At 49.8% G+C, this 22317-nt stretch carries 21 protein-coding genes; all 21 read left to right on the plus strand.

The features are described from left to right. Positions 1–63 precede the first annotated feature (63 nt). The gene (gene radC, locus DW739_RS01785) at positions 64–810 is read left to right on the plus strand and encodes a DNA repair protein RadC (protein ID WP_347560976.1); all 747 of its coding nucleotides are present in this window, start codon (positions 64–66) and stop codon (positions 808–810) included. Continuing rightward, positions 807–1661: a rod shape-determining protein MreC gene (mreC, locus tag DW739_RS01790; RefSeq protein ID WP_106999850.1), complete on the plus strand. Its 855-nt coding sequence runs from the start codon at positions 807–809 to the stop codon at positions 1659–1661. Before radC ends, mreC begins: the two co-directional genes overlap by 4 nt. Next, on the plus strand, positions 1642–2160 hold the full coding sequence (gene mreD / locus DW739_RS01795) for a rod shape-determining protein MreD (protein ID WP_022359512.1): 519 nt from the start codon (positions 1642–1644) through the stop codon (positions 2158–2160). Before mreC ends, mreD begins: the two co-directional genes overlap by 20 nt. Further along, entirely contained in the window at positions 2153–5053 is a 2901-nt protein-coding gene (locus tag DW739_RS01800; protein WP_118742529.1) for a penicillin-binding transpeptidase domain-containing protein, read from the plus strand. The genes mreD and DW739_RS01800 overlap by 8 nt, the downstream gene beginning before the upstream one ends. Before the next feature lie 14 nt (positions 5054–5067). Then, positions 5068–5733 carry a septum site-determining protein MinC gene (locus DW739_RS01805; RefSeq protein ID WP_117795354.1) on the plus strand — a complete coding sequence of 222 codons (666 nt, stop codon included), beginning with the start codon at positions 5068–5070 and terminating at the stop codon, positions 5731–5733. Positions 5734–5817: 84 nt separating this feature from the next. Beyond that, entirely contained in the window at positions 5818–6609 is a 792-nt protein-coding gene (minD, locus tag DW739_RS01810) for a septum site-determining protein MinD (RefSeq protein ID WP_118742530.1), read from the plus strand. A gap of 11 nt (positions 6610–6620) precedes the next feature. Beyond that, a complete protein-coding gene (locus tag DW739_RS01815) occupies positions 6621–6920 on the plus strand; it encodes a cell division topological specificity factor MinE (RefSeq protein WP_022359516.1) in 300 nt (99 codons plus the stop codon). A gap of 28 nt (positions 6921–6948) precedes the next feature. Further along, entirely contained in the window at positions 6949–8025 is a 1077-nt protein-coding gene (locus DW739_RS01820; protein ID WP_338108838.1) for an FtsW/RodA/SpoVE family cell cycle protein, read from the plus strand. Between the two features lie 82 nt (positions 8026–8107). Next, a complete protein-coding gene (locus DW739_RS01825) occupies positions 8108–8503 on the plus strand; it encodes a methylglyoxal synthase (protein WP_022359519.1) in 396 nt (131 codons plus the stop codon). Further along, on the plus strand, positions 8500–9477 hold the full coding sequence (locus DW739_RS01830) for a serine hydrolase (protein ID WP_182426208.1): 978 nt from the start codon (positions 8500–8502) through the stop codon (positions 9475–9477). The genes DW739_RS01825 and DW739_RS01830 overlap by 4 nt, the downstream gene beginning before the upstream one ends. An 87-nt stretch (positions 9478–9564) precedes the next feature. Next, positions 9565–9984: a hypothetical protein gene (locus DW739_RS01835; protein ID WP_022359521.1), complete on the plus strand. Its 420-nt coding sequence runs from the start codon at positions 9565–9567 to the stop codon at positions 9982–9984. 410 nt (positions 9985–10394) lie between these two features. Further along, complete coding sequence (locus DW739_RS01840) at positions 10395–11636, plus strand: aminopeptidase P N-terminal domain-containing protein (RefSeq protein WP_022359522.1); 1242 nt, start codon at positions 10395–10397, stop codon at positions 11634–11636. Positions 11637–11638: 2 nt separating this feature from the next. Next, the gene (locus DW739_RS01845; RefSeq protein ID WP_118742531.1) at positions 11639–12700 is read left to right on the plus strand and encodes a Xaa-Pro peptidase family protein; all 1062 of its coding nucleotides are present in this window, start codon (positions 11639–11641) and stop codon (positions 12698–12700) included. Between the two features lie 24 nt (positions 12701–12724). Then, positions 12725–14386 (plus strand): peptide ABC transporter substrate-binding protein, encoded by a 1662-nt coding sequence (locus tag DW739_RS01850; RefSeq protein ID WP_118742532.1) that lies wholly within the window; start codon positions 12725–12727, stop codon positions 14384–14386. 194 nt (positions 14387–14580) lie between these two features. Then, positions 14581–15501 carry an ABC transporter permease gene (locus tag DW739_RS01855; protein ID WP_117795360.1) on the plus strand — a complete coding sequence of 307 codons (921 nt, stop codon included), beginning with the start codon at positions 14581–14583 and terminating at the stop codon, positions 15499–15501. 8 nt (positions 15502–15509) lie between these two features. Further along, positions 15510–16520, plus strand: coding sequence for an ABC transporter permease (locus DW739_RS01860; protein ID WP_242995696.1), 1011 nt, complete (start codon positions 15510–15512; stop codon positions 16518–16520). A 13-nt stretch (positions 16521–16533) separates the two neighbouring features. Continuing rightward, a complete protein-coding gene (locus DW739_RS01865) occupies positions 16534–17625 on the plus strand; it encodes an ABC transporter ATP-binding protein (RefSeq protein ID WP_022358656.1) in 1092 nt (363 codons plus the stop codon). Continuing rightward, positions 17609–18583 carry an oligopeptide/dipeptide ABC transporter ATP-binding protein gene (locus DW739_RS01870; protein WP_117795362.1) on the plus strand — a complete coding sequence of 325 codons (975 nt, stop codon included), beginning with the start codon at positions 17609–17611 and terminating at the stop codon, positions 18581–18583. Before DW739_RS01865 ends, DW739_RS01870 begins: the two co-directional genes overlap by 17 nt. Positions 18584–18915: 332 nt before the next feature. Further along, complete coding sequence (locus DW739_RS01875; RefSeq protein ID WP_117795364.1) at positions 18916–20097, plus strand: MalY/PatB family protein; 1182 nt, start codon at positions 18916–18918, stop codon at positions 20095–20097. Between the two features lie 45 nt (positions 20098–20142). Further along, the gene (locus tag DW739_RS01880) at positions 20143–20706 is read left to right on the plus strand and encodes a cupin domain-containing protein (RefSeq protein WP_117795366.1); all 564 of its coding nucleotides are present in this window, start codon (positions 20143–20145) and stop codon (positions 20704–20706) included. Positions 20707–20895: 189 nt separating this feature from the next. Continuing rightward, a complete protein-coding gene (locus tag DW739_RS01885) occupies positions 20896–22299 on the plus strand; it encodes an HlyD family efflux transporter periplasmic adaptor subunit (protein ID WP_118695680.1) in 1404 nt (467 codons plus the stop codon). Positions 22300–22317: the final 18 nt, after the last annotated feature.

A 22317-nucleotide genomic window follows, 5' to 3' on the forward strand; every position in this document is an offset into this window, starting at 1 on the left:
AGAATCCCGCCAGGCGGGAATGGCTTTCTGTATGCAGAGGAGAGGCACGCAGGAGGACAATCAGTGAAAAAAGAAACAAAGAAACCAGTAAAAAGTTCTGAACAGACCGCTGGATGGCGTCTTACCATGAAAGATATCCCTGAAAAAGACCGCCCCTACGAAAAATGTGAGAGGGAGGGAGTTGGGGCACTGACGGACGCCGAGCTTTTAGCGATCCTTATCCGGACCGGAAACCGGCAGGAGTCGGCACTTTCCCTGGCAACCCGGATTCTGGCGCAGGCGCAGCCGCCGGGGATTTTAGGGCTTTTGCATCTGACTCTTCCAGAACTGATGGAGCAGAAAGGAATCGGCAGGGTCAAGGGAATCGAACTTTTGTGTGTGGGAGAACTGTCACAGCGGATCTGGCGCACCTTGACGCTTTCAGAAGCGCCTGCTTTTACGGCGCCGGAGGCGATCGCCGCTTTTTATATGGAGGAAATGCGTCACAAAGAGCAGGAAGAGATGCACCTGATGATCCTCAATACGAAGCAGAGGCTGATTCGGGATATCCTGCTGTTTCGGGGAACCTTCAATCACTCTCCGGCGTCTCCGAGGGAGATATTTATCGAGGCGCTGCGCTATCATGCAGCCAGCATCGTTTTAGTACATAATCATCCGAGCGGGGATCCTACCCCCAGTGCGGAGGATCGGCGGACGACCGTCCGGATTCAGGAGGCGGGCGCTATGCTGGGAATCCGGCTTTTGGATCATGTGATTATCGGCGAACAAGCCTATTTTAGTTTCAAAGAACGGGGAATACTATCATTATGAAAAACAGCAAGTATATTCTGGCAGGTATGTCAGCCTTCTGTCTTGTGCTGATTACAGCAACGTCTATCAAATCAAGCTTTCTGATGCCGCTTCGGACGGGTGTCGGTTTTGTTCTGGTACCGCTGCAGTCAGGCGTCAACGCGATCGGCACAGGTCTCTACAATGCGCTTGAAAATTTTTCCTCCCTGCGGGAGGCGCAGGAGGAGAACAAGAATCTCCAGATGCGTCTGGATCAGATGGTGGAAGAGAACAACCGCTTGCAGTCGGAGCTTTACGAGTTAGACCGTCTCAGAGAGCTGTATCAGCTTGATCAGGAATATATGCAGTATAAAAAAATAGCCGCCCGTGTCATTGCAAAGGACTCTGGAAACTGGTTTCAGGTATTCCGGATCGACAAGGGAGCGGACGATGGCATCCAGGAAGATATGAACGTCATGGCAGGCGGCGGACTGGTCGGTATTGTAACCGATGTCGGGGCAAACTATGCAACTGTCCGCGCGATCATCGATGACGACAGCAACGTCAGCGGCATGTCCCTGCGGACTGGCGATACCTGTAATGTATCCGGCAACCTGACGCTTTACCAGGATGGACGGCTGGGACTTGACCATATCAAGAAAGAGGCAGATATCCAGGAGGGCGACAAGATCGTGACCTCCAACATCAGTGATATTTTCCTGCCGGGCATTCTCATCGGTTATGCCTCCGGGCTGACGACCGATGCCAACAACGTAACAAAATCCGGTACAATCATTCCGGTTGCAGATTTTGATAACCTGCAGGAGGTACTGGTAATCACCCAGCTGAAAAATGGGGATGGAGGCGACAATAATGCGGAAGCTGCTGATTAACCTTGTCATGCTGATTCTGGCATTCACGATCCAGATCTGCGTGTTCCCACAGATCGCCTTCTTATCTTCGGCTCCGAACCTGCTGCTGATTGTGGTGTTTGTGTGCAGCTTCATTGAGGGGCGCGAGCGGGGGATGTTCTACGGGCTGGTGGCAGGTCTTTTTATGGATCTGTTTTACAGTGGACCATTTGGCTTTTATACACTGTTTTTCATCAATCTGGGGTATGTCAGTGGAATCTGCAACAAGTATTATTATGAAGACTACATCACGCTGCCGCTGCTTTTGAGCCTGGCAAGTGATTTAATCTATAACCTGTACATCTATGTATTCCGGTTCCTGATACGGAATCGTCTGAATTTTGGGCATTATCTGGTCTCCATCATTATCCCGGAGATCATATTTACCACGGTTACGACGCTTGTCGTATACCGGTTTTTCCTTTTTATCAACCGGAAACTGAAAGAATGGGAACAAAGGAGAGATTCGAACATTGTTTGATGACCTGAAAGAATATCTGCGAGAATGGTTCAAAAAAGTGATTACCTCCCGGCTTTTTGTCCTGGCGGTTGTGTTCTGCCTGATGTCGTCCGCATTGGTGATGCGGTTGTTCAACCTGCAGATCATCAAGGGCGAAGAGTATCAGGATGCATATACAGCGATGACGGAAAAAGTCATAAAGACTGCCAGCACGCGGGGTAATATCTACGATCGGAACGGCAATGTGCTGGCGTACAACGAACTGGCATACGACGTTACCATACAGGATACCGGTGCGTACAAGACGGATGCACAGTGGAACACGATGCTCTACGATCTGGTATCGATCTTGAATAAACACGGTGAGAGCGCACAGACCAGTTTAGAGCTTACGCTCGATCACGATGGAAATGTCGTGTATACCTCCGAGACACAGTCCGGACGCAAGCGATTCCTGCGTGATTATTATGGTCTTAAAAATGTGGATGAGATGGACGATTCAGATGGAAAATACCCGTCCGACATTTCAGCGCCAGATCTGCTGGAGCGGATGAAAAAGGAGTACCACCTGACACTCGGTGACGATAAGAACCGGGACGGGCGCCCGCTTGACAAAGACGGCAATCCGATCGATGTTTCGGATGAGGTGGCGCTGCAGATCGTCGGTATCCGCTACACGATGCGTTTTACCGCGTTCCAGAAGTACGAATCTACAACGATCGCGACGGATATCAGCGATGAGACCGTTGCAGACATTTTAGAGCACGCAGCCGATCTGGTGGGCGTCAATATACAGGAATCGACGATCCGTGTGTACAATGAAAGCCTCTACTTTGCGCCGATCATTGGATATACGGGAAAAGTAACGAGCGAACGTCTGGAGGAGTTAAAGACGGTCAACGATGACTATGAGTTAAATGATGTCGTAGGACGTACCGGCATCGAATCCTCGATGGAGCTGGAATTAAAGGGTAAGAAAGGTTCCCAGACGGCATATGTAGATAACGTCGGAAGAATCCTAAGCGTGACCGGGGAAGTCGCACCGGTGGCAGGCAACGATATCTGGCTGACCCTCGATCTGAACCTTCAGAAGGGTATTTACCACATTCTGGAGAAGCAGCTGGCGGGCGTCTTGTTAAAGACGATTGTCAACCAGGATGAGAAAGATATCGCTTATATCGATTCTTCCAGTATTAAGATACCGATCAAGAAGGCATACTTCCAGCTGATCAACAACAACGTCCTCTCGATTGACAATTTCGCTTCCGAAGAGGCATCCGATGTGGAACAGCAGATTTATCAGAAGTACGAGAGCTCACGCGTGCGGATTGAACAGGAACTGCGGGGTGAACTGCAGTCTGAAAATGCAACGCCGATGAACGCGCTGTCAGAGGAAATGCAGGCATATATGCAGTATATCTATTCGTATCTTTCTTCCAGCAACAAGGCGATTGTCCAGCGTGATGCGATCGATACGTCCAGTGACATGTATCAGGCGTGGAAGAACGGTACGATCAGTCTGCGGGAATACTTATATTATGGAATTGCCAACAACTGGATCGATACGACGAAGCTGGACATACAGAGCCGGTATTCGAATGCGGACGATGTCTTCACGGCACTGCTGGACGACTGTTTCCGCGATCTGGAACAGGATCCGGCATTCGAGAAACTGATTTATCAGTATTTAATCAATAACAATGTTGTGACCGGGCGCGAGCTCTGCATGGCGCTCTATTCCCAGAATGTGCTTGCATACGATGAGAATGAGGTCAACCTGCTGCGTGTCAGCGGGGAAGAATATGCGTACCAGTTCCTGATGAATAAGATCCGCAATATTGAGATCACACCGGCGCAGCTGGCACTTGACCCGTGTACGGCGAGCTGTGTCGTGACGAGTGCGAAGACTGGCGAGGTGCTGGCACTGGTATCTTATCCAAGCTATGACAACAACCGGATTTCGGACAGCACCTATTTTGCCCAGCTAAATGCCGATCAGTCGCTGCCGCTGCGAAACAATGCGACGCAGACACTGAAAGCACCAGGCTCCACCTTCAAGCCGATCACGGCGATTGCAGGTCTGGAAGAGGGGGCAATCACGCTTTCTGATATGATTAACTGTACCGGTATTTATGAGGAAGTCAGCAATCCGATCCGATGCTGGAAATATCCGGGCTTCCACGGACCGTTAAATGTCGTGGGAGGCATCGAAAATTCCTGTAACTATTTCTTCTCGGAGGTGGCGCACCGCCTGTCCACAGAGGCAGATGGAAGCTACAAACCGGAGAAAGGTCTGGAGACGCTGAAAAAATACGCGACCATGTTCGGTTTGGACCGGACTTCGGGCATTGAAATCTCGGAGGCGACGCCGTCTATCAGTGATACCGATCCGGAGCGTTCCAGTATGGGACAGGGTACGCACCAGTTTGCGAGCGTGCAGCTTGCCCGCTATGTGACGGCGCTTGCCAACCGCGGCACGGTCTATGATCTGAGCTTGATTGATAAGGAGACGGATTCCCAGGGTAATCTGGTCAAGGATTATTCGCCGGCTGTGGCGTCAACCCTTGATTTCCAGACAAGCACCTGGGATGCAGTCCAACAAGGTATGCGCCAGGTAGTTACCAACAGTTCGACCAAGCGTGTGTTTGATGGTCTGGACGTACACGTGGCCGGTAAGACCGGTACGGCGCAGGAGTCCCAGAAACGGGGCAACCACGCGTTCTTTATTTCGTTTGCACCGTATGAGAATCCGGAAATTTCGGTGACGGTCAGTATCCCGAATGGATATTCTTCTTCGAATGCGGCGATGGTGGCAAAACACGTATATCGTTACTTCTATGGCTATGCGAGTCTGGATGATATCCTGAATTCAGGAGCATTGGATGCGTCCAATGAACGAATCAATGGAGATTAAGAGGTGATGGAACTATGAAAAGTTCCGTAGTAATAAAGGGATGTAAGTCCGGTATGACGGTAATTCTGAATCCGGACACCCCCTTTGAACAGTTACTGGAGGATGTAGGGAAAAAGTTTAAAGAAAGTGAAAAATTCTGGGGATCCGCCCAGATGACGCTGACCCTGGAGGGGAGAGAACTGACTCCAATCGAGGAACTGCAGGTGACGGATGCGATTACCGCCAATTCCCAGATAGAGATTCTCTGTCTGCTGGATACTGACGCTAACCGCATCGCCCGCTGTGAAAAGGCGCTGACCGAGCGGCTGATGGAGCTGACTGCCCGGACGGGACAATTCTATAAGGGTAATTTATCCCGGGGCGATCTGCTGGAATCCGATGCGAGCATCGTGATCATCGGGGATGTGGAGCGCGGCGCGCGTGTCAGCGCACGGGGCAATATCGTCGTCCTCGGCACGCTGGCGGGTTCCGCCCATGCTGGGGCGGCGGGAAGTGAGGACGCGGTGATCACCGCGCTGGAGATGTCGCCGATGCACCTTCGGATTGCTGATCTGACAGCCAAAACGCGCAGCCAGGGTAAAAAGATGGGGCGCGGACCGATGATTGCATCGGTATCCGGTGGAAACATTGACGTAGAATCGGTCAAAAAAAGTTTTTTAGATTATTTTCATTTTATTTAGCGTATTTAATGGATTTAAGACTGGAATTATTCTACTTTTTAGAGTAGAATAAAATGGTAAAACAGAATACAGGAGGATGTTCCTATGAGCGAAGTTATCGTTATTACTTCCGGAAAAGGAGGCGTCGGCAAAACGACAACCTCAGCGAACGTCGGCACCGGGCTTGCCATGCTTGGCAAACGGGTGGTTCTCATCGACACCGATATCGGTCTGAGAAACTTGGATGTCGTCATGGGACTGGAAAACCGGATTATCTACAATCTGGTCGATGTGATCGAGGGAAACTGCCGGATGAAGCAGGCGCTGATTCGAGACAAAAGATATCCTGACCTGTTCTTATTACCTTCCGCCCAGACGCGGGACAAGTCGTCCGTGAGTCCGGGGCAGATGATAAAATTAGTAGAAGACTTAAGAGAAGAGTTTGATTACATACTGCTTGACTGTCCCGCCGGGATTGAGCAGGGCTTTCGCAATGCGATCGCCGGGGCGGACCGGGCGCTGATTGTCACGACACCGGAGGTATCCGCGATAAGGGATGCTGACCGGATCATCGGACTTTTAGAAGCATCCGGGGTCGGGCGTATGGACCTGATCATCAACCGGATCCGGAGCGATATGGTGCGCCGGGGCGATATGATGTCGGTGGATGATGTGATGGATATTCTGTCTGTCCCTGTGATTGGCACAGTCCCGGACGATGAGGATATCGTTATATCCACGAATCAGGGCGAACCGCTGGTCGGCATGAATGGATATGCCGGGCAGGCATATTTAAACATATGCAAACGAATACTTGGAGAATCGGTACCATTTATACAGCTTGATGCGTCTCCGGGCTTCTGGTCCCAGATATCCGGCTTCCTCAAACGTGCATAGGAGGGGACGCTATGATTCTGATTGCAGAACTGTTTACGAAAAAGAATTCCGGCGAGATAGCCAGAAAGCGTTTAAAACACCTTCTGACTGCCGATCGGGCGGGCTGTTCGCCGGAACTTCTGGATCTGATTCGCGCAGATTTCCTGAGGAGCGTGTCACGTTATCTGGAGATTGATCCGGGGGATGTGACACTCCGGATTCTGAGGACATCCTCAGAACAGCCGGCGGAGGTATTCCCGGCGGTCTGTGCGTCGGTGCCGGTTCTTACTTTAAGGAGCCATTTACAGCATGATATTCGATTACCAATTTAGAAATTACAACTTTCGAGCCCTCATTTATATGATTCTGCTGAGTGTTCTCGGCATTTTGGTTGTCGGGAGCGCCAGTAATCAGGACCGTTCCTCTGTGATAAAACAGATTATCGGAGTGGTTGTATCCCTGATTATCTGTCTGGTTCTGTCTTTGATTGATTACCATCAGTATTTCCGATTTACCACGCTTATCTATGTGGTCTGTGCCGGAATGCTGGCGGCAGTTCTTTTGTTTGGACGTACCACCAAGGGCGCGACCCGCTGGCTGCGGATCGGCGGGATTCAGATCCAGCCGTCCGAGTTTGTAAAGATCGGTCTGATCCTCATCCTGGCGAATTTTCTTTCCAGAAACCGGGATAAAATCAATGAGCCAAAGACATTGGGGATGACGGCGCTTATCTGTGTCCTTCCGGTCGGCATGGTATATTTACAGCCGAACCTTTCCACCACCATCGTCATCTGCTTCATGATTCTGTGCATGGTTTATGTAGCCGGTATCAGTTACAAATGGATTGCCGGTGCGGTGGCGGTCGGGGTACCTGGATTTGCGGCGCTTATCTATCTGTCGCTGCAGGGATTCATCCCGTTTCTCCAGAAATACCAGGCACAGCGTATCATGGGAAAGATTTTCCACAGCAGCAGTGAATTTACGGATCTGAACCGTCAGCAGGATAACTCCATGATGGCGATCGGCTCCGGGCAGCTACGCGGCAAGGGGCTTTTTAACAACACATTAAGCTCCGTCAAGAATGGAAATTTCCTCTCGGAGGAACAGACGGACTTTATCTTCGCTGTTATCGGAGAGGAGCTTGGGTTTGTCGGCGGCGTGGCGGTCATTGCCCTCTATGCGCTGCTGGTGTATGAGTGCCTCTGGATTGCGGCGCGCGCGAAGGACACAGCTGGACGTCTGATTGCATCGGGCATGGCGGCGCTTCTGGCGTTCCAGAGTTTTGCCAACATTGCGGTAGCCACGGGAATCTTCCCGAACACGGGTCTTCCGCTTCCTTTCATAAGCTCCGGACTTAGTTCGCTGCTCAGTATGTTTATCGGAATGGGAGTTGTTCTCAATGTTGGATTGCAACGAAATAACGTAACCGTTCAGTAAGTACATGCATGGACTGTGAAGCTGCATGGAAATTGAATTTTATGGTTATGAAAAATAGGAATCATTAAGGAGGCAGGTATAGATGTATATCGGGTTAATCGCACATGATGCGAAGAAAAAACTGATGCAGAACTTCTGTATCGCATATCGCGGCATCCTGAGCAAGCATGAACTCTATGCGACAGGAACGACAGGCCGCCTGATTGAGGAGGTTACGAATCTGACCCTCCATAAATATCTGCCGGGTCATCTGGGAGGTTCCCAGCAGCTCGGCGCACAGATCGAACACAATCAGATCGATCTGCTGATTTTCCTGCGCGATCCGTTGGCGCCGAAGCCGCATGAGCCAGATGTTAATGATGTTGTCCGCCTTTGTGATATTCACAATATCCCGATGGCGACAAACCTGGCGACGGCAGAGCTTCTCGTCAAGGCGCTTGACCGCGGCGATATGGAATGGCGGGAGATGTACAAATGAGAAAACAGACAATCGGACTTGCGGGCGCACTGATGCTTTGCGGTATTAGCATGCTGACCGGCTGTGGTGCCCGCGGTCTGGAACAGGCATATTCATTTCAAGAACGGGAAGCGCAGATGACGCCAGCGGCAGGTGCCGGGCTGGCGCCCTTTTTTGCGTCTTCTCTCTGCGTACCGGAATCTGCAGACGGCGATATTGCTCCAGATGATGCGGTGACGGCGCAGGCGGGCGCATTGTTTGATGTGACCGACTCCAGCGTTATATATGGTAAGAACATCTATGACCAGATGTACCCGGCGAGCATCACGAAGGTAATGACGGCGATCATCGCGATCGAGGAAGGCAATCTTTCCGATGCGGTGACGGCAAATGACGATGTCGTGATCCGCGAGGCAGGCGCTTCGATGGCAGGCATCAAGCCGGGCGATACCTTTACGCTGGAGCAGCTCTTATACGGACTGATGATTCCGTCCGGCAACGATGCAGCCAATGCGATTGCGGATCATATCGCCGGAAGCACGGATGCGTTTGTGGAGAAGATGAATGCGAAAGCGAAGGAACTCGGTGCGACCCACACGCATTTTGTCAATGCAAATGGTCTGCACAGCACCGACCACTATACAACGGCATATGATCTCTATCTGATTTTCAACGAGGCGCTTAAACTGCCGCTGTTTTGTGAGATCATCAACGCGCAGTCTTATACAGCTGATTATACCGATGCAAATGGAGCCGCAAAACAGCAGGTCTGGAAGGTTGGCAACTGGTATCTGAAGGGAGACCGCGAGGCACCGGAGGGAGTGACTGTCTTAGGCGGCAAAACCGGCACCACACAGGCGGCTGGCTACTGCCTGATCATGGCGAGCGATGGGGACGATGGCAAGGAATATATATCGGTTGTGCTAAAATCTGCAAATCGTCCGTCACTTTATGACAATATGACGGAAATTTTGACTAAAATTTCAAATAAGTGATTGCAATATTTATAAATTTATACTATAATTATTTATACAATAAAAGATTTTACATACAACTTAAATAAACTCAAGGAGGAGATTGTTATGGTTCAGATCATCGCAGGAGCAAAGGGAAAAGGAAAAACTAAATATTTACTCGATATGGCGAACACGGCTGTCAAAGAAGCCAAGGGTTCCGTTGTCTATCTGGATAAGAGTTCCAAACATATGTATGAGTTGAATAACCAGATTCGCCTTATCAATGTACAGGAATATCCGATTGATACCAGCGATGGATTTATCGGATTTATTTGTGGTATTATCTGCCAGGATCATGATCTGGAGCAGATGTATCTTGACAGCTTCCTGAAACTTGCCTGCCTCGAGGGAGCGGATATTGAAGAGACCTACAAGACGCTGGAGACCATCAGTGAGAAATATCATGTAAAATTTGTTTTAAGCATATCCATGAATGCAGCCGATCTTCCAGAGTGCGCGAAAGAAAGTGTTGTAGTATCTTTATAAGAGATTCAAAATGAACGAAACCGCAGCTGTCAGCGCAGGGCGGAGACAGGAGACTGTCCGATTCATCTGAAAAAGGAGAATTGGATGGTCTCTTTTTTTTCTAATTTTCTAGTTTGGGCTCAAAACCATCTTTCCACATTTTCATTGAAATGCTTCTTTTGCAGGTACCACCTTTGGGAAAAAATAGATATGCTTTTACATTCTTTTCAAAATTGAAAGGATTTCCTATCATATATATGAAATTTTGCATTAAATGAAAAAATTACAAAATATACTGAAAAATAATTGTAAAATTTTGATTTATACGGTATAATGACACGTGTCGGGAGACAAAAGATTGCGATACATCTATTTGTGAGATAGATACAAAAGTATACGGAAATCATTTAAAAGACAGGAAGGAAAATACTATGAATGCAGAATTTTACCAAGGGAACCGACAGCGGCTGTATGACAGCCTTCCGGATCACACCCTGCTTCTCCTGTTTTCCGGTTCTTCCATCCGAAAGACAGCCGATGAAAATTATCCGTTTTATGCCGATCGGAGTTTTCTCTATCTGACCGGCATTGGGCAGGAACACACAGTCCTGATGGCAGAGAAAGACGGAGAAGAGGTACAGGAAACACTTTACATACTTCCGCCGGATATGCTGGCAGAGCGGTGGACCGGGAAACGGTTCACACCGGAGGAGGCCAGGGCGCGATCCGGGGCCGCGCAGATCGCATCGAGCGGCGAGTGGGAAAACCGTCTGAAACTTCTGATGCGGAGCGGACGGTTTGAGCGGATTGCGATGGATCTGTACCGGCACGATCCGGAGGATGCAGATACCGAGAGTATCCGGATGGCACGGAGACTTAGAAAGTGGTACCCGGCAGCCACACTCACGGATATTTCCCGTCAGATACGCCGCCAGCGCACCATCAAGCAGCCGTGTGAGATCGAGGCGATGCGGGAGGCAGTCAAGATTACGAGGGACGGCATTCTGGCGATGATGAAGGCATCAAAGCCGGGAATGTACGAATACCAGTATAAAGCCGAATTCGACTACGCACTGGCGCAGCACGGATGCCTTGCACCGGCATTTCCGAGTATCATTTCCGCGGGAGCCAATAATTTCTGTATTCACTATTATGAGTACACAGGGCAGGCGAAGGACGGCGATATGATTCTCAACGACGTAGGCGCCCAGTACGACCACCTCTTCAATGATGTATCGCGCGGCTGGCCGTGCAACGGAAAGTTTTCCGAACGGCAGCGACTTCTTTACACATGTGCATACCGGACTTCGCAGCATATGTTCTCCATCATTCGGCCGGGAATGAAGATGGCAGACGTGGACCGGCTGGCGAGGGAATACAATTTCGAACAGCTCAAAGCCATCGGCTTATGTGACCGGTATGAGGACGTCGGCAGATATATCTGGCACGGCGGCGCCCACCATGTTGGCTGGGACACACACGATCTGGTTGATGTGGATATTGTAGAGCCGGGTATGGTTTTCTGCGTGGATATCGGCATCTACTGCGAGGAATGGGGCATCGGCTTCCGCCTCGAGGATAACTGCCTGGTAACGGAGGATAGCTGTGAGAATCTGACAGCATCCATCCCCAGAACGATAGAGGAAATAGAATCAGTGATGGGAGGAGAGTAAGAATGGAACAGTTACTTGCGTATATGCAGAAAGAGCACCTGGATGGCATGTTCATCAGCCGTCCGGTCAATGTAAAGTATGTCAGCCATTATACCGGCGAAGATTCCTGGCTTTTTATCACGGAGCAGGAAAAATTCTTTCTGACAGATCCGCGCTACACCGAGCAGGTTTCCTATGAGTGCCCGGATTACACGATTTTGAACTGGAGAGACACCTACGGTTCCATCGGAAAGGCACTTGCCTACGCGGCGGAAAAGGTTGGGGCAAAGACGATCGGCTATGAAGCATCCCACCTGACCGTTGAACAGTACCAGAACCTCCAGTCGGAGGTAAAAGCAGAGCTGGTACCGGCGGACGGCATCATCGAGGAGTTTCGCTCCATCAAGAAGCCGGAAGAGATTGAGTGCCTGCGTATCTCCTGTGACATTGCTTCAAGGGCATATGAGAAGATTCAGAAGGATATCCGGGTCGGCATTACCGAGAAAGAGCTGGCGGCGCGTTTAAGCCTTTATATGGTTCTGGAGGGCGCGGATACACAGCCATATGGCAATATCCTCATCTCCGGTGCGAGAACATCCCTGCTTCATGGAATCCCGTCCCAGAAAGCGATTGAGTACGGCGATCTGGTCCTGATGGATTATGGATGCCAGTATCATGGTTATTTATCTGATATGACGCGTACTCTGGTAGTCGGACGCGCAACGCCGAAGCAGAAGGAAGTATACAGGATTGAGCAGCAGATGGTCGCCGCGGTGGAAGGATTCTTAAAAGACGGGGTTTCGGCATCGGATGCATATTATGAATCCACGAAGATCATCGAGGGGACCGAGTATTTTCCATATCACTACACAGGAATCGGACACGGCGTCGGCATGTTTGTCCATGAGATTCCATTTATGAGCCCTGTTTCTAAAAATATCGTGCATGCCAATAACGTCATGACCGTGGAACCGGGTATCTATATTCCAGGATGGGGCGGTATCCGCATTGAGGATCAGCTTCTCATCACGGAGACAGGCAATGAAAATCTGATCAGCGCCACCAAGGAGCTGATTGAGCTTTAATAAAAAAGGACAAGGAGGAATATTATGAGAAAAAACAAACTACTTGCACTGGGATTAGCTGCACTGATGGCAGCGAGTGTAGCGGGCTGTTCCACTCCGAGCGCTTCGGTGGATGATACGAAGGCAGCTGAATCAGGAAGTGACAATTCCCAGAGCGCAGCAGCGGGCGAAAAGATTTTCCGTTATTCCAACACAGCGGATATCGCGACGATTGACCCTGATAAGACAAACTCCGTAGCAGACGCGACCGTCTCCTATCATATCTATGATGGTCTGTACCGCAATGTACAGGGCGAGCTTCAGCCGGCAACCGCTGAGAGCTATGAAGTCAGCGATGATGGTCTCGTATATACTTTCAAACTCCGTCAGGATACAAAGTGGAGTGATGGACAGACTGTTACGGCTAAGGATTATGAGTACGGTATGAAGCGTCTCTGCGATCCGGCAGCAGCCTGCCCTGCCAGCTATCTGGGTGCTGTTTTAAAGAACGGCGCCAAGGTCAGTGAGGGTGAACTTCCGGTGGATGAACTGGGAGTCAAGGCACTGGATGACTTTACCCTGGAGATTACGCTTGAGAATCCGGCTGATTACTTTGTCAGCATGACAAGCATGAGTGCATTCATGCCGGTACGTGAAGACCTGGTTGAGAAATATGGCAATGAGTTCGGCGGAAGTGCCGATAAACAGGTTTACAATGGACCGTTCGTTGTAAGTGAATACAGTAACGGCAAGGTAGAACTGACGAAGAACCCGGATTACTATGACAATGAAAAGATCAGTCTGGACGGCGTTGAGATTCTGACCGTAGCCGATCAGACTACCGCTGTTTCGATGTTCGATGCAGGCGAGCTGGATCTGGCAGAGGTTCCAACCGAGCTGGCAGCGCAGTATGAGGGCAAGACACAGTCCTACTACAACGGCGCAGACGATTATGCGGCACTGAATCACCGGAATAAATATCTGGCAAACAAGAACCTGCGTCTGGCGATGAACTACGCAGTCAACCGTGAAGAATACATTCTTCTGACCCACAATGGTTTATATCAGGCTAACCAGAGATATGTGCTTCCGCAGGTTCGCGGCGTGGACGGCGAGTACGGCACCGAGTATCCGTTAGAGGCATTCCCACTTCAGGGTGATATGGATAAGGCAAAAGAGTATCTGGATACGGCATTATCTGAATTAGGTCTTTCCAGTGCTTCTGATATTTCCCTGAAACTGGTTGTATCCGATTCTGACACAGCGAAGAAAGAGGCAGAGGTTGTTGCAAACCAGTGGAAGAACAACCTGGGTATCAACGTAGATATCAACATGGTTCCGTACGCAACGAAAAACGCACTCCTGGTTCCGGACAGTGATGAGTACGATATCATCATGAGCGGCTGGGCACCGGATTACTCTGACCCGTACAGCTACCTGGAGCTCTGGTACAGCACCTCCGGTTACAACTACTTAAATTACCACAGTGATGAATACGATAAGTACATCGACGCTTCCAAGACAACTTCCGGTAAAGAGCGTATGGACAATCTGTTCAATGCAGAGAAGACACTCCTGGAAGACGGCGCACTGGTAGCGCTTCAGTTAAGAGAGGTTCCGTATATGGTATCTGACCGTGTACAGAATCTGGGCGCATACTTTGTTGGACTAAACTATGACTATATGTATGTGGACATCACAAACTAATCCATCATCTATCCAAAACATATTGAAAAACCTTAGAAGATGATTGAAGCACCTGCGCTTCAGGATCCGGCAGAGCAGCCGGATTTCTGAAGCGCAGTACATATCCGGTGGCTGCCTGGCGGATGAATGAGCCGTAACCGGCGGCCGGAACAACCGTATTTGGGATGTTCCCGTAGTTAAAGGAGCGTGAACCTATGAAAAAATATATACTGAAGCGGGTGGGAATATCCATTGTGACTGTGTTTGTTCTCGTATCCGTTGTATTTTTCCTGGCAAGGCTGATGCCGGGCGGACCCTTCAATGATCCGAAAATGTCAGCAACCGCGAAGGCCAATTTAAGTGCCTACTACGGATTCGATAAACCCTTACTCCAGCAGTATCTGACATATCTGAATAATCTGATTCATGGAAATTTCGGTTTTTCTACCAAATATCCGAGCCGTACCGTCAATGACCTGTTAGCAGGCGCATTTCCGTATTCGGCAGACCTTGGTATCCGCGCATTATGTTTTGCGATTTCCTTTGGTCTTGTATTTGGTATTATTTCTGCATTAAACCGTGGCAATAAAATTGATTTAATCTTTGTGATTGTAGCTGTATTTGGTACAAGTGTCCCGGACTTTATCATGGGCGCACTGCTGCAGCATTTCTTTGCAGTCAAATGGGGTCTGTTCCCGATCGCGCAGTACAAGGGCTTCGCCTACACGATCCTGCCGTCGATCGGACTGGGATTCTACACGATGGCGTCCGTCTCGCGTATCATGCGTGCGAGTATGCTGGAGGTAGTCCAGCAGGATTATATCAAGACAGCGCGCTCGAAGGGCATTTCAAAGTTCCGTGTGACCTGGAAGCATCAGATCCGGAACGCGATCATGCCGGTTGTCACGATCCTCGGTCCGACGGTAGCAGCCGTTCTGACCGGTACATTCGTTATCGAGTCCCTGTTTGCTATCCCCGGTATGGGTAAATATTATGTTGAGAGTGTGCAGAACAACGATTACTCCCTGATCCTTGGCATGACGGCGTTTTACGGCACATTCCTGGTATTCTGCAACATGGTAGTTGATATTCTGTATGGCGTGATCGACCCGAGAGTGCGGATCGGTGGAAAGTAGGTGGCAGTATGGGTGAGATGAAAATGAAAGATGGAAATGTGCTGCCTTCTGAGAATTCCGGCGCAGCAGCGGGCACATCCAAAAATTTGACAGATGGACGCACGATTACCCGCGACAAGTTTGAGATGGTAGGTAAAAATATTGAAAAAATGGAATCGATCTCTCGACCAAGCCTGACCTTCTGGCAGGAGGCGTGGAGACGAATCCGGACAAATAAGGCGGCATATTTCAGTCTGATTCTGTTGATTGCATATGGACTGTTAGCGATCTTTGCACCGATGTTCAGCCACTACGGATTTGATCAGCAGGATGCCTACTCGATGAGCAAGGGGATTTCAGCAGCTCATTGGCTGGGAACCGACTCTCTAGGGCGTGACCTCTGGGTACGTGTTTGGATGGGCGCGCGTGTTTCTTTGACGATCGGTCTTCTGGCAGCCCTTTTAAATACTGTAATTGGTACAGTGCTGGGCGGTTTCTGCGGCTATTATGGCGGCAAGTTTGATATGATCGTCATGCGTATCATCGATGTTATTTATGGTATTCCATCCCTGATCGTCTGTATTTTGGTTATGGTAGTATTAGGTTCCGGCGTTAAGAGCTTAATCATTGCAATGGTTATTGTTGGATGGACGGGAACCTGCCGTTTTACCAGAGGCGAAGTATACCGCTTGAAAGAGCAGGATTTCGTACTGGCAGCCCGCGTCATGGGCGAGTCGGCGTTCACAATCATCGTGCGTGAGATCATCCCGAATATCATGGGTCTTCTGATCACAAACCTGACAATGGCAATCCCGAGCGCCATCTTCCAGGAGGCGTTCTTGAGTTATATCGGTCTCGGCATTTCCCCGCCGCAGGCAAGCTGGGGCGTTCTGGCAAAAGAGGGAACCCGTATGATGACGGCAGCGCCGCATATGCTGTACGTGCCGGCATTCTTTATCTGTACAACCGTACTGGCGCTCAACCAGCTCGGAAACGGTCTGCGGGATGCATTTGACCCGAGACTGAGAGGAACGGAATAGGAGGTAGGAGACAATGGCTAAAAATATATTGGAAATCAAGAATCTGACCTTTTCGTTCCATACATACGGCGGCGTGGTAAAATCCGTCCGGGATGTTAGTTTTAATGTACGCGAAGGCGAGATTCTTGGAATCGTAGGCGAGAGCGGATGTGGCAAGAGTGTTACCTCCCAGTGCATTTTAAAGCTCAATCCGGAGCCGCCGGGATTTTTTGAGGGCGGTTCGATCAAATATAAAGGCGAGGAGATCATCACCAAGACAGACCGCGAGATGCGGAAAATCCGCGGTGTGGAGATTGGATTTATCTTTCAGGATCCGATGACCTCGTTAAACCCGACCATGACAGTTGGAAAACAGATCGAGGAGGTCTTTGTCGGACGGAAGGGGATGACCCGGGCAGAAGTCAGGGAACGGGCGCTGGAGATCCTGCGTCTGGTCGGCATTAATGAGCCGGAGCGCCGTTATAAACAGTATCCGCATGAGCTGTCCGGCGGTATGAAACAGCGTGTCATGATCGCAATCGCGCTGGTTGGCAAGCCAAGCATCATCATCGCGGATGAGCCGACGACCTCGCTGGATGTAACAATCGAGGCACAGATCCTGGATCTTCTGAAGGAACTGCGCGATAAGATGAACACCTCGATTATCTTGATTACCCACGATCTCGGAGTTATCGCCAAGATGTGCGATCGCGTGCTTGTTATGTACGGCGGCAAGGTGGCTGAAAAAGGAACGGTTGATGAGATCTTCTATGAGACGGCACATCCGTACACGGCAGGTCTCATCAAATCAATCGCTACGCTGGATACCTCCAAGAATCAGAAGCTGGTGCCCATCGACGGAACACCGCCGGATCTGTTCGCACCGCCGAAGGGATGTCCGTTTGCAGCGCGCTGTGAGTTTGCGATGAAGGTCTGTTATGAAGAACAGCCGGAATTTCACAGGCTTTCAGACGAACATACCTGTGCGTGCTGGCTGCAGCATGAATATGCGCCGAAGGTGGATATCATGAAAGGGCTGACTGAGGCGCAGAAACAGGAAGAAGAGGAAAATGTTGCGGCACTGCCGGAAGAGAAACGGAGGGGACACCATGGCAAAACGAATTGATAGGAGCACACCCTTGTTTCAGGTCACCGATCTCTGCCAGTATTTCAATGTCGGCAGGGGTAAGGTGCTGAAAGCAGTCGATCACGTGCATTTTACGATTTATAAAGGAGAAACGTTAGGTCTGGTAGGAGAGAGCGGATGCGGCAAGTCCACGACGGGACGGTGCCTGGTAAAGCTGTATGAGCCGGCAGCAGGCACGATCACCTATAAAGGAAAAGATATTTTTAAATACACCCGTGAAGAGGAAAAGGCATTCCGCAAGAATGTGCAGATGATCTTCCAGAATCCACATTCCTCCCTGAACCCGCGTATGACGGTCAAGGATATCATCGGTTCCGGCATGAAACTGCATGGACTGGCGACGGACAAGGATGTGGATCAGAAGGTAGAGGAGATCCTGAAGCGCGTCGGTCTGAACCGCGACCATATGTCCCGTTTCCCACATGAGTTTTCCGGCGGTCAGAAACAGAGAATTGGTATTGCCAGGGCATTAGCGGTCGAACCGGAGTTTGTAATCTGCGACGAGCCGATCTCCGCACTGGATGTTTCGATCCAGGCGCAGGTTTTAAATATGTTAAAGGAACTGCAGGAAGAAATGGGACTGACCTATCTCTTCATCGCACATGACTTGAGCGTCGTTAAATACATTTCTGACCGTGTCATCGTTATGTATCTGGGAACGATGGTTGAATTTGCCGATTCCGAAGAGCTGTATGCACACCCGCTGCATCCGTACACGCAGGTGCTTCTGTCCTCAATTCCGGTTGCGGATCCGAAGCTGGTGCGTGAGAAGAAGCGTATCATGGTCAAGGGCGAGATTCCAAGCCCGATCAACCCGAAGGACTGCTGCCGTTTTGCCGAGAGATGTCCGTATGCGACGGAGGAGTGCAGGGCGAAGCTGCCGGAACTCCGGGAAGTGACGCCGGGGCATTTTGTGGCTTGTCATATGGTAAAGTAAATTAAATAGATTCGTGAAGGCGTCGAAGCTGACGGGGACAGGACAGCCTGGCTTCTCAGACTTATCATTGTTCGCTTGCTTTCGCTACAGATGCTCGCCTGATGCGGACTTACATCTGCCTCATTCGGACATCTGTGCTCAAAATGCGTACAATTTGATAAGCTGAAAGCCAGACCGCCCTGTTCTCGTCAGCTTCTTAGTTTTTTGGCTAATTGAGGGAGTAATTGTAGACATTGATCGCCGACTGGTGTAAAATATTAGTTAGAATTTTTTTAAAATTATGGCTGAATTTGGAAAATTTTAACGATATATAACAGAAAGGTGGATTTTCTATGCAGTACGATTTTGATACACCGATCGATCGGACCCATACTTGGTCGATCAAGCATGATTTTAAGAAAGAAAATGGGAAAGCGGATGATATTCTGCCGCTCTGGGTGGCGGATATGGATTTTCGATCGCCGGACAGCGTGGTTGAAGCGCTGAAAAAGGCAGTGGATCACGGGATTTTCGGTTACAGCCGGGCAGATGAGTCGTACTTTGATGCGGTGGCAGCGTGGTATCAGAAACGCCATCATCTGACTCTGCAGCCGGAGTGGATGACCTGCACGCCAGGTATCGTGTTTGCACTCTCGATCGCAGTGCGGGCTTTTACCCAGGAGGGTGATGCGGTGTTGATCCAGCCGCCGGTCTACCATCCATTCAGCCGGGCGATCCTCCGCAATAAGCGGACGCTGGTGGAGAATCCGCTGGTTTTAAAAGATGGACATTATGAGATGGATCTGGAAGAGTTGGAGCAGAAGGTGCTGGATGAGCATGTCAAACTGATGATTTTATGCAATCCGCACAATCCGGTTGGCCGTGTCTGGACGAGGGAAGAGCTGACCGCACTGGCTGACATCTGCCTGCGCCACCATGTATACGTGATCAGCGACGAGATCCATGGCGATTTTGTATGGCAGGGGCATGAGCAGACTCCGTATGCGTCGATTTCAGAGGAAGCATGCCTTCATTCGATGATGTGTACAGCGCCGAGCAAGACCTTCAATCTGGCTGGCATGGCGACATCAAACCTCTTTATCCCGGATCCGGAGATGCGGCGTAAATTCCGGTCGGAGCTGCTGGATGTTGGTCAGGAAAATATGAACCGTCTGGGATTGTTCGCCTGCCGTGCAGCGTATGAAGGCGGCGGGGAATGGCTGGATCAGCTTATCGGCTATCTGGCTGGCAATCTGGCACTGGTGCGCGATTTCTGTAAAAACCGTGTGCCGCAGATTCAACTGGTAGAACCGGAGGGAACGTATCTGGCATGGCTGGATTGCCGTGAACTGGGGATGACGGATGATGAATTGATGGCATTCTTCTCGAATGAAGCGAAGGTATGGCTGGATCCGGGCACGCATTCGGGTGAACAGGGATCTGGATTTATGCGCTTTAATCTGGGCAGTTCGCGCAGTGTGATTGCACAGGCGCTCGATCAGATCGAGGCGGCATGGAAAAAACGGAATGCATAATGAAAAATAGCAGAACCGTAAAAATAAAACGTTCGGAGGGATTGCATGGAATTTGAAGAAGTGGAGAATATTGGACAGCGGATCAAGGAGATTCGCAAGAGTAAATCTATCACGATCCAGAAGCTGTCCCAGTTTACCGATCTGTCAGTGGGATATCTGAGCAATCTGGAGCGGAACCAGGCAAGCCCGACGCTGAACAATCTGCAGCGCATCTGCGTGGCGCTTGGTATTTCGATCCGGGATCTGCTCAGTCCTTCCGGCGAGGAGAGAACCCTGATCCGCCAGGAGGAGCAGCAGTTATATGAATATGATGAGTACAAGCTTCAAATCCGTCGTCTGGATTTTGGAAAGAAACGCGGTATTTATGAGTTTTCAACCTATGATCCAGAGACAAAAGATACACCGCCGTCCTGGGGGCTGCATCCATACGCGGAGGTCGGAGTCATTCTGGAAGGCAAGATGGAGGTCAATCTGGATGGAACGGTTTATCTCTTAGGACCGGGCGATTCGATCTATATCAAGCCGAATCTCTATCACACGATGCGGAATGCGGGCGATACTCCCTGCCGCTCCTTCTGGCATCTGCAGATTATGGATGATTCTGTATAATTGACGGGATGAATTGATCTTGAAATTTGGACAATTCACTCGTATAATAAAGGCTGTACGTTGGGCTATACAGAATATTGCAAAAGTCCATGGCCGGAGACAAATTTGCGTGGATTTTTGTCTGGTAACTATGAAACTGCAGAAACAGCTGCCAGAGAAGTACATCGGGAAAAGGGAGGATAGAGCTGCATGGCCAAAAACAAGAAAATTGTACGCTACAGAAAGCCATTGAATATCAATGTAGGCATGATCATTTTTGCCATGATTTTCGTCTATCTTTCTTTCAGTGTCTATACATATCTCAGGCGGGATCACGTCCAGTTTTATGAGGTCGTCGAGGGAAGTATTGTAAATAATAAAGAATACAACGGAATCCTGTTTCGGGATGAGACAGTGGAAAATGCACCGCAGACCGGGTACGTCAACTATTATGTGCGCGAGGGAAAGCGGGCAGGCGCTGGGGCGCGCGTCTATTCGCTAGATGAGACCGGCGAGCTGGGGAAATTTTTGGAAGAAAATCAGTCCTCTGGGGTGTCCCTGTCAGCAGAAAATCTGGCTGATTTGAAGAAACAACTCAGTTCGTTCTGTTTATCCTACAACGATCAGCGCTTTGAAAGTGTCTACGACGCCAAATATTCTTTGCAGGCTTCGGTTGCAGAGTATATGAATTTCAATGCGCTGGGCGATATGGATGCACAGCTTCAGGCACAGGGTATCAATTACAAACAGATATCGGCGCCCCAGCCGGGTATTATTTCCTATGTGACCGATTCTTTTGAGGGGGTCGCGCCGGAGGAGGTGACGGCGGATTCGTTTGACCGGAGTCAATATACGCGGCAGGTGGGACGAGCTGGGGAACTGATCGAGGCGGGCACGCCGGTGTACAAGATCATCACATCGGAGAACTGGAGTATCGTGTTTCAGATGGATGACAAGGATAAAGAGCAGTTTGCCGATCAAGATACACTGACGATCAAGCCGTTGGGAAGTGATATGAAATTCCGGGGAAATTATTCGATGTTTACCGGTTCCGATGGCAATCTGTATGGACGCCTGGATCTGGACCGTTACATGATCCAGTTTGAATCCGAGCGTTTTATGAACTTCGAGATCTCCAGCGAGGAAACGCAGGGACTTAAAATTCCGGTATCATCGGTGATGGAGAAGGAATTTTATACCATTCCAGTTGATTATATGACAACGGGCGGCAACGCTACTGAAGATGAGGCTGGCTTCAATAAAGAAGTTTACGGCGAAGGCGGAAAGGCGTCGATTGAATTTGTCACGCCGGAGATTTACAGCTCGACCGATGAGTATTATTATGTCGAGAAGAGCGACGATGGGCTGTTAAAGAGCGGCGATTATCTGGTGAAGCCGGATTCAAACGAGCGCTTCCAGGTAGGACCGACGGCAAAGCTGACAGGTGCTTACAATATTAATAAGGGATACGCGGTGTTCAAGCAGGTGAAAGAACTTGCAAATAGCGGTGAATATTACATTGTAGAAAAAGGAACCAAATATGGATTATCGGTTTATGACCATATCGTGTTGGATGCCAGCACCGTATCGGATGGCCAGATCGTATATCAGTAATGATATTTCCAAAATATA

The sequence above is a fragment of the Clostridium sp. AM28-20LB genome (assembly GCF_003480665.1).
GTDB classification, from domain to species: domain Bacteria; phylum Bacillota; class Clostridia; order Lachnospirales; family Lachnospiraceae; genus Otoolea; species Otoolea fessa.

What these genes read in the sequence shown, in the direction of transcription:
- DW739_RS01855 (WP_117795360.1), top strand. Translation starts at nt 14,581, where the DNA reads ATGAAAAAATATATACTGAAGCGGGTGGGAATATCCATTGTGACTGTG.
- DW739_RS01880 (WP_117795366.1), top strand. Translation starts at nt 20,143, where the DNA reads ATGGAATTTGAAGAAGTGGAGAATATTGGACAGCGGATCAAGGAGATT.
- DW739_RS01815 (WP_022359516.1), top strand. Translation starts at nt 6,621, where the DNA reads ATGATTCTGATTGCAGAACTGTTTACGAAAAAGAATTCCGGCGAGATA.
- DW739_RS01845 (WP_118742531.1), top strand. Translation starts at nt 11,639, where the DNA reads ATGGAACAGTTACTTGCGTATATGCAGAAAGAGCACCTGGATGGCATG.
- DW739_RS01805 (WP_117795354.1), top strand. Translation starts at nt 5,068, where the DNA reads ATGAAAAGTTCCGTAGTAATAAAGGGATGTAAGTCCGGTATGACGGTA.
- DW739_RS01835 (WP_022359521.1), top strand. Translation starts at nt 9,565, where the DNA reads ATGGTTCAGATCATCGCAGGAGCAAAGGGAAAAGGAAAAACTAAATAT.
- DW739_RS01840 (WP_022359522.1), top strand. Translation starts at nt 10,395, where the DNA reads ATGAATGCAGAATTTTACCAAGGGAACCGACAGCGGCTGTATGACAGC.
- DW739_RS01830 (WP_182426208.1), top strand. Translation starts at nt 8,500, where the DNA reads ATGAGAAAACAGACAATCGGACTTGCGGGCGCACTGATGCTTTGCGGT.
- DW739_RS01875 (WP_117795364.1), top strand. Translation starts at nt 18,916, where the DNA reads ATGCAGTACGATTTTGATACACCGATCGATCGGACCCATACTTGGTCG.
- DW739_RS01850 (WP_118742532.1), top strand. Translation starts at nt 12,725, where the DNA reads ATGAGAAAAAACAAACTACTTGCACTGGGATTAGCTGCACTGATGGCA.
- DW739_RS01825 (WP_022359519.1), top strand. Translation starts at nt 8,108, where the DNA reads ATGTATATCGGGTTAATCGCACATGATGCGAAGAAAAAACTGATGCAG.
- DW739_RS01870 (WP_117795362.1), top strand. Translation starts at nt 17,609, where the DNA reads ATGGCAAAACGAATTGATAGGAGCACACCCTTGTTTCAGGTCACCGAT.
- mreD (WP_022359512.1), top strand. Translation starts at nt 1,642, where the DNA reads ATGCGGAAGCTGCTGATTAACCTTGTCATGCTGATTCTGGCATTCACG.
- DW739_RS01885 (WP_118695680.1), top strand. Translation starts at nt 20,896, where the DNA reads ATGGCCAAAAACAAGAAAATTGTACGCTACAGAAAGCCATTGAATATC.
- mreC (WP_106999850.1), top strand. Translation starts at nt 807, where the DNA reads ATGAAAAACAGCAAGTATATTCTGGCAGGTATGTCAGCCTTCTGTCTT.
- DW739_RS01820 (WP_338108838.1), top strand. Translation starts at nt 6,949, where the DNA reads ATGATTCTGCTGAGTGTTCTCGGCATTTTGGTTGTCGGGAGCGCCAGT.
- minD (WP_118742530.1), top strand. Translation starts at nt 5,818, where the DNA reads ATGAGCGAAGTTATCGTTATTACTTCCGGAAAAGGAGGCGTCGGCAAA.
- DW739_RS01860 (WP_242995696.1), top strand. Translation starts at nt 15,510, where the DNA reads ATGGGTGAGATGAAAATGAAAGATGGAAATGTGCTGCCTTCTGAGAAT.
- DW739_RS01865 (WP_022358656.1), top strand. Translation starts at nt 16,534, where the DNA reads ATGGCTAAAAATATATTGGAAATCAAGAATCTGACCTTTTCGTTCCAT.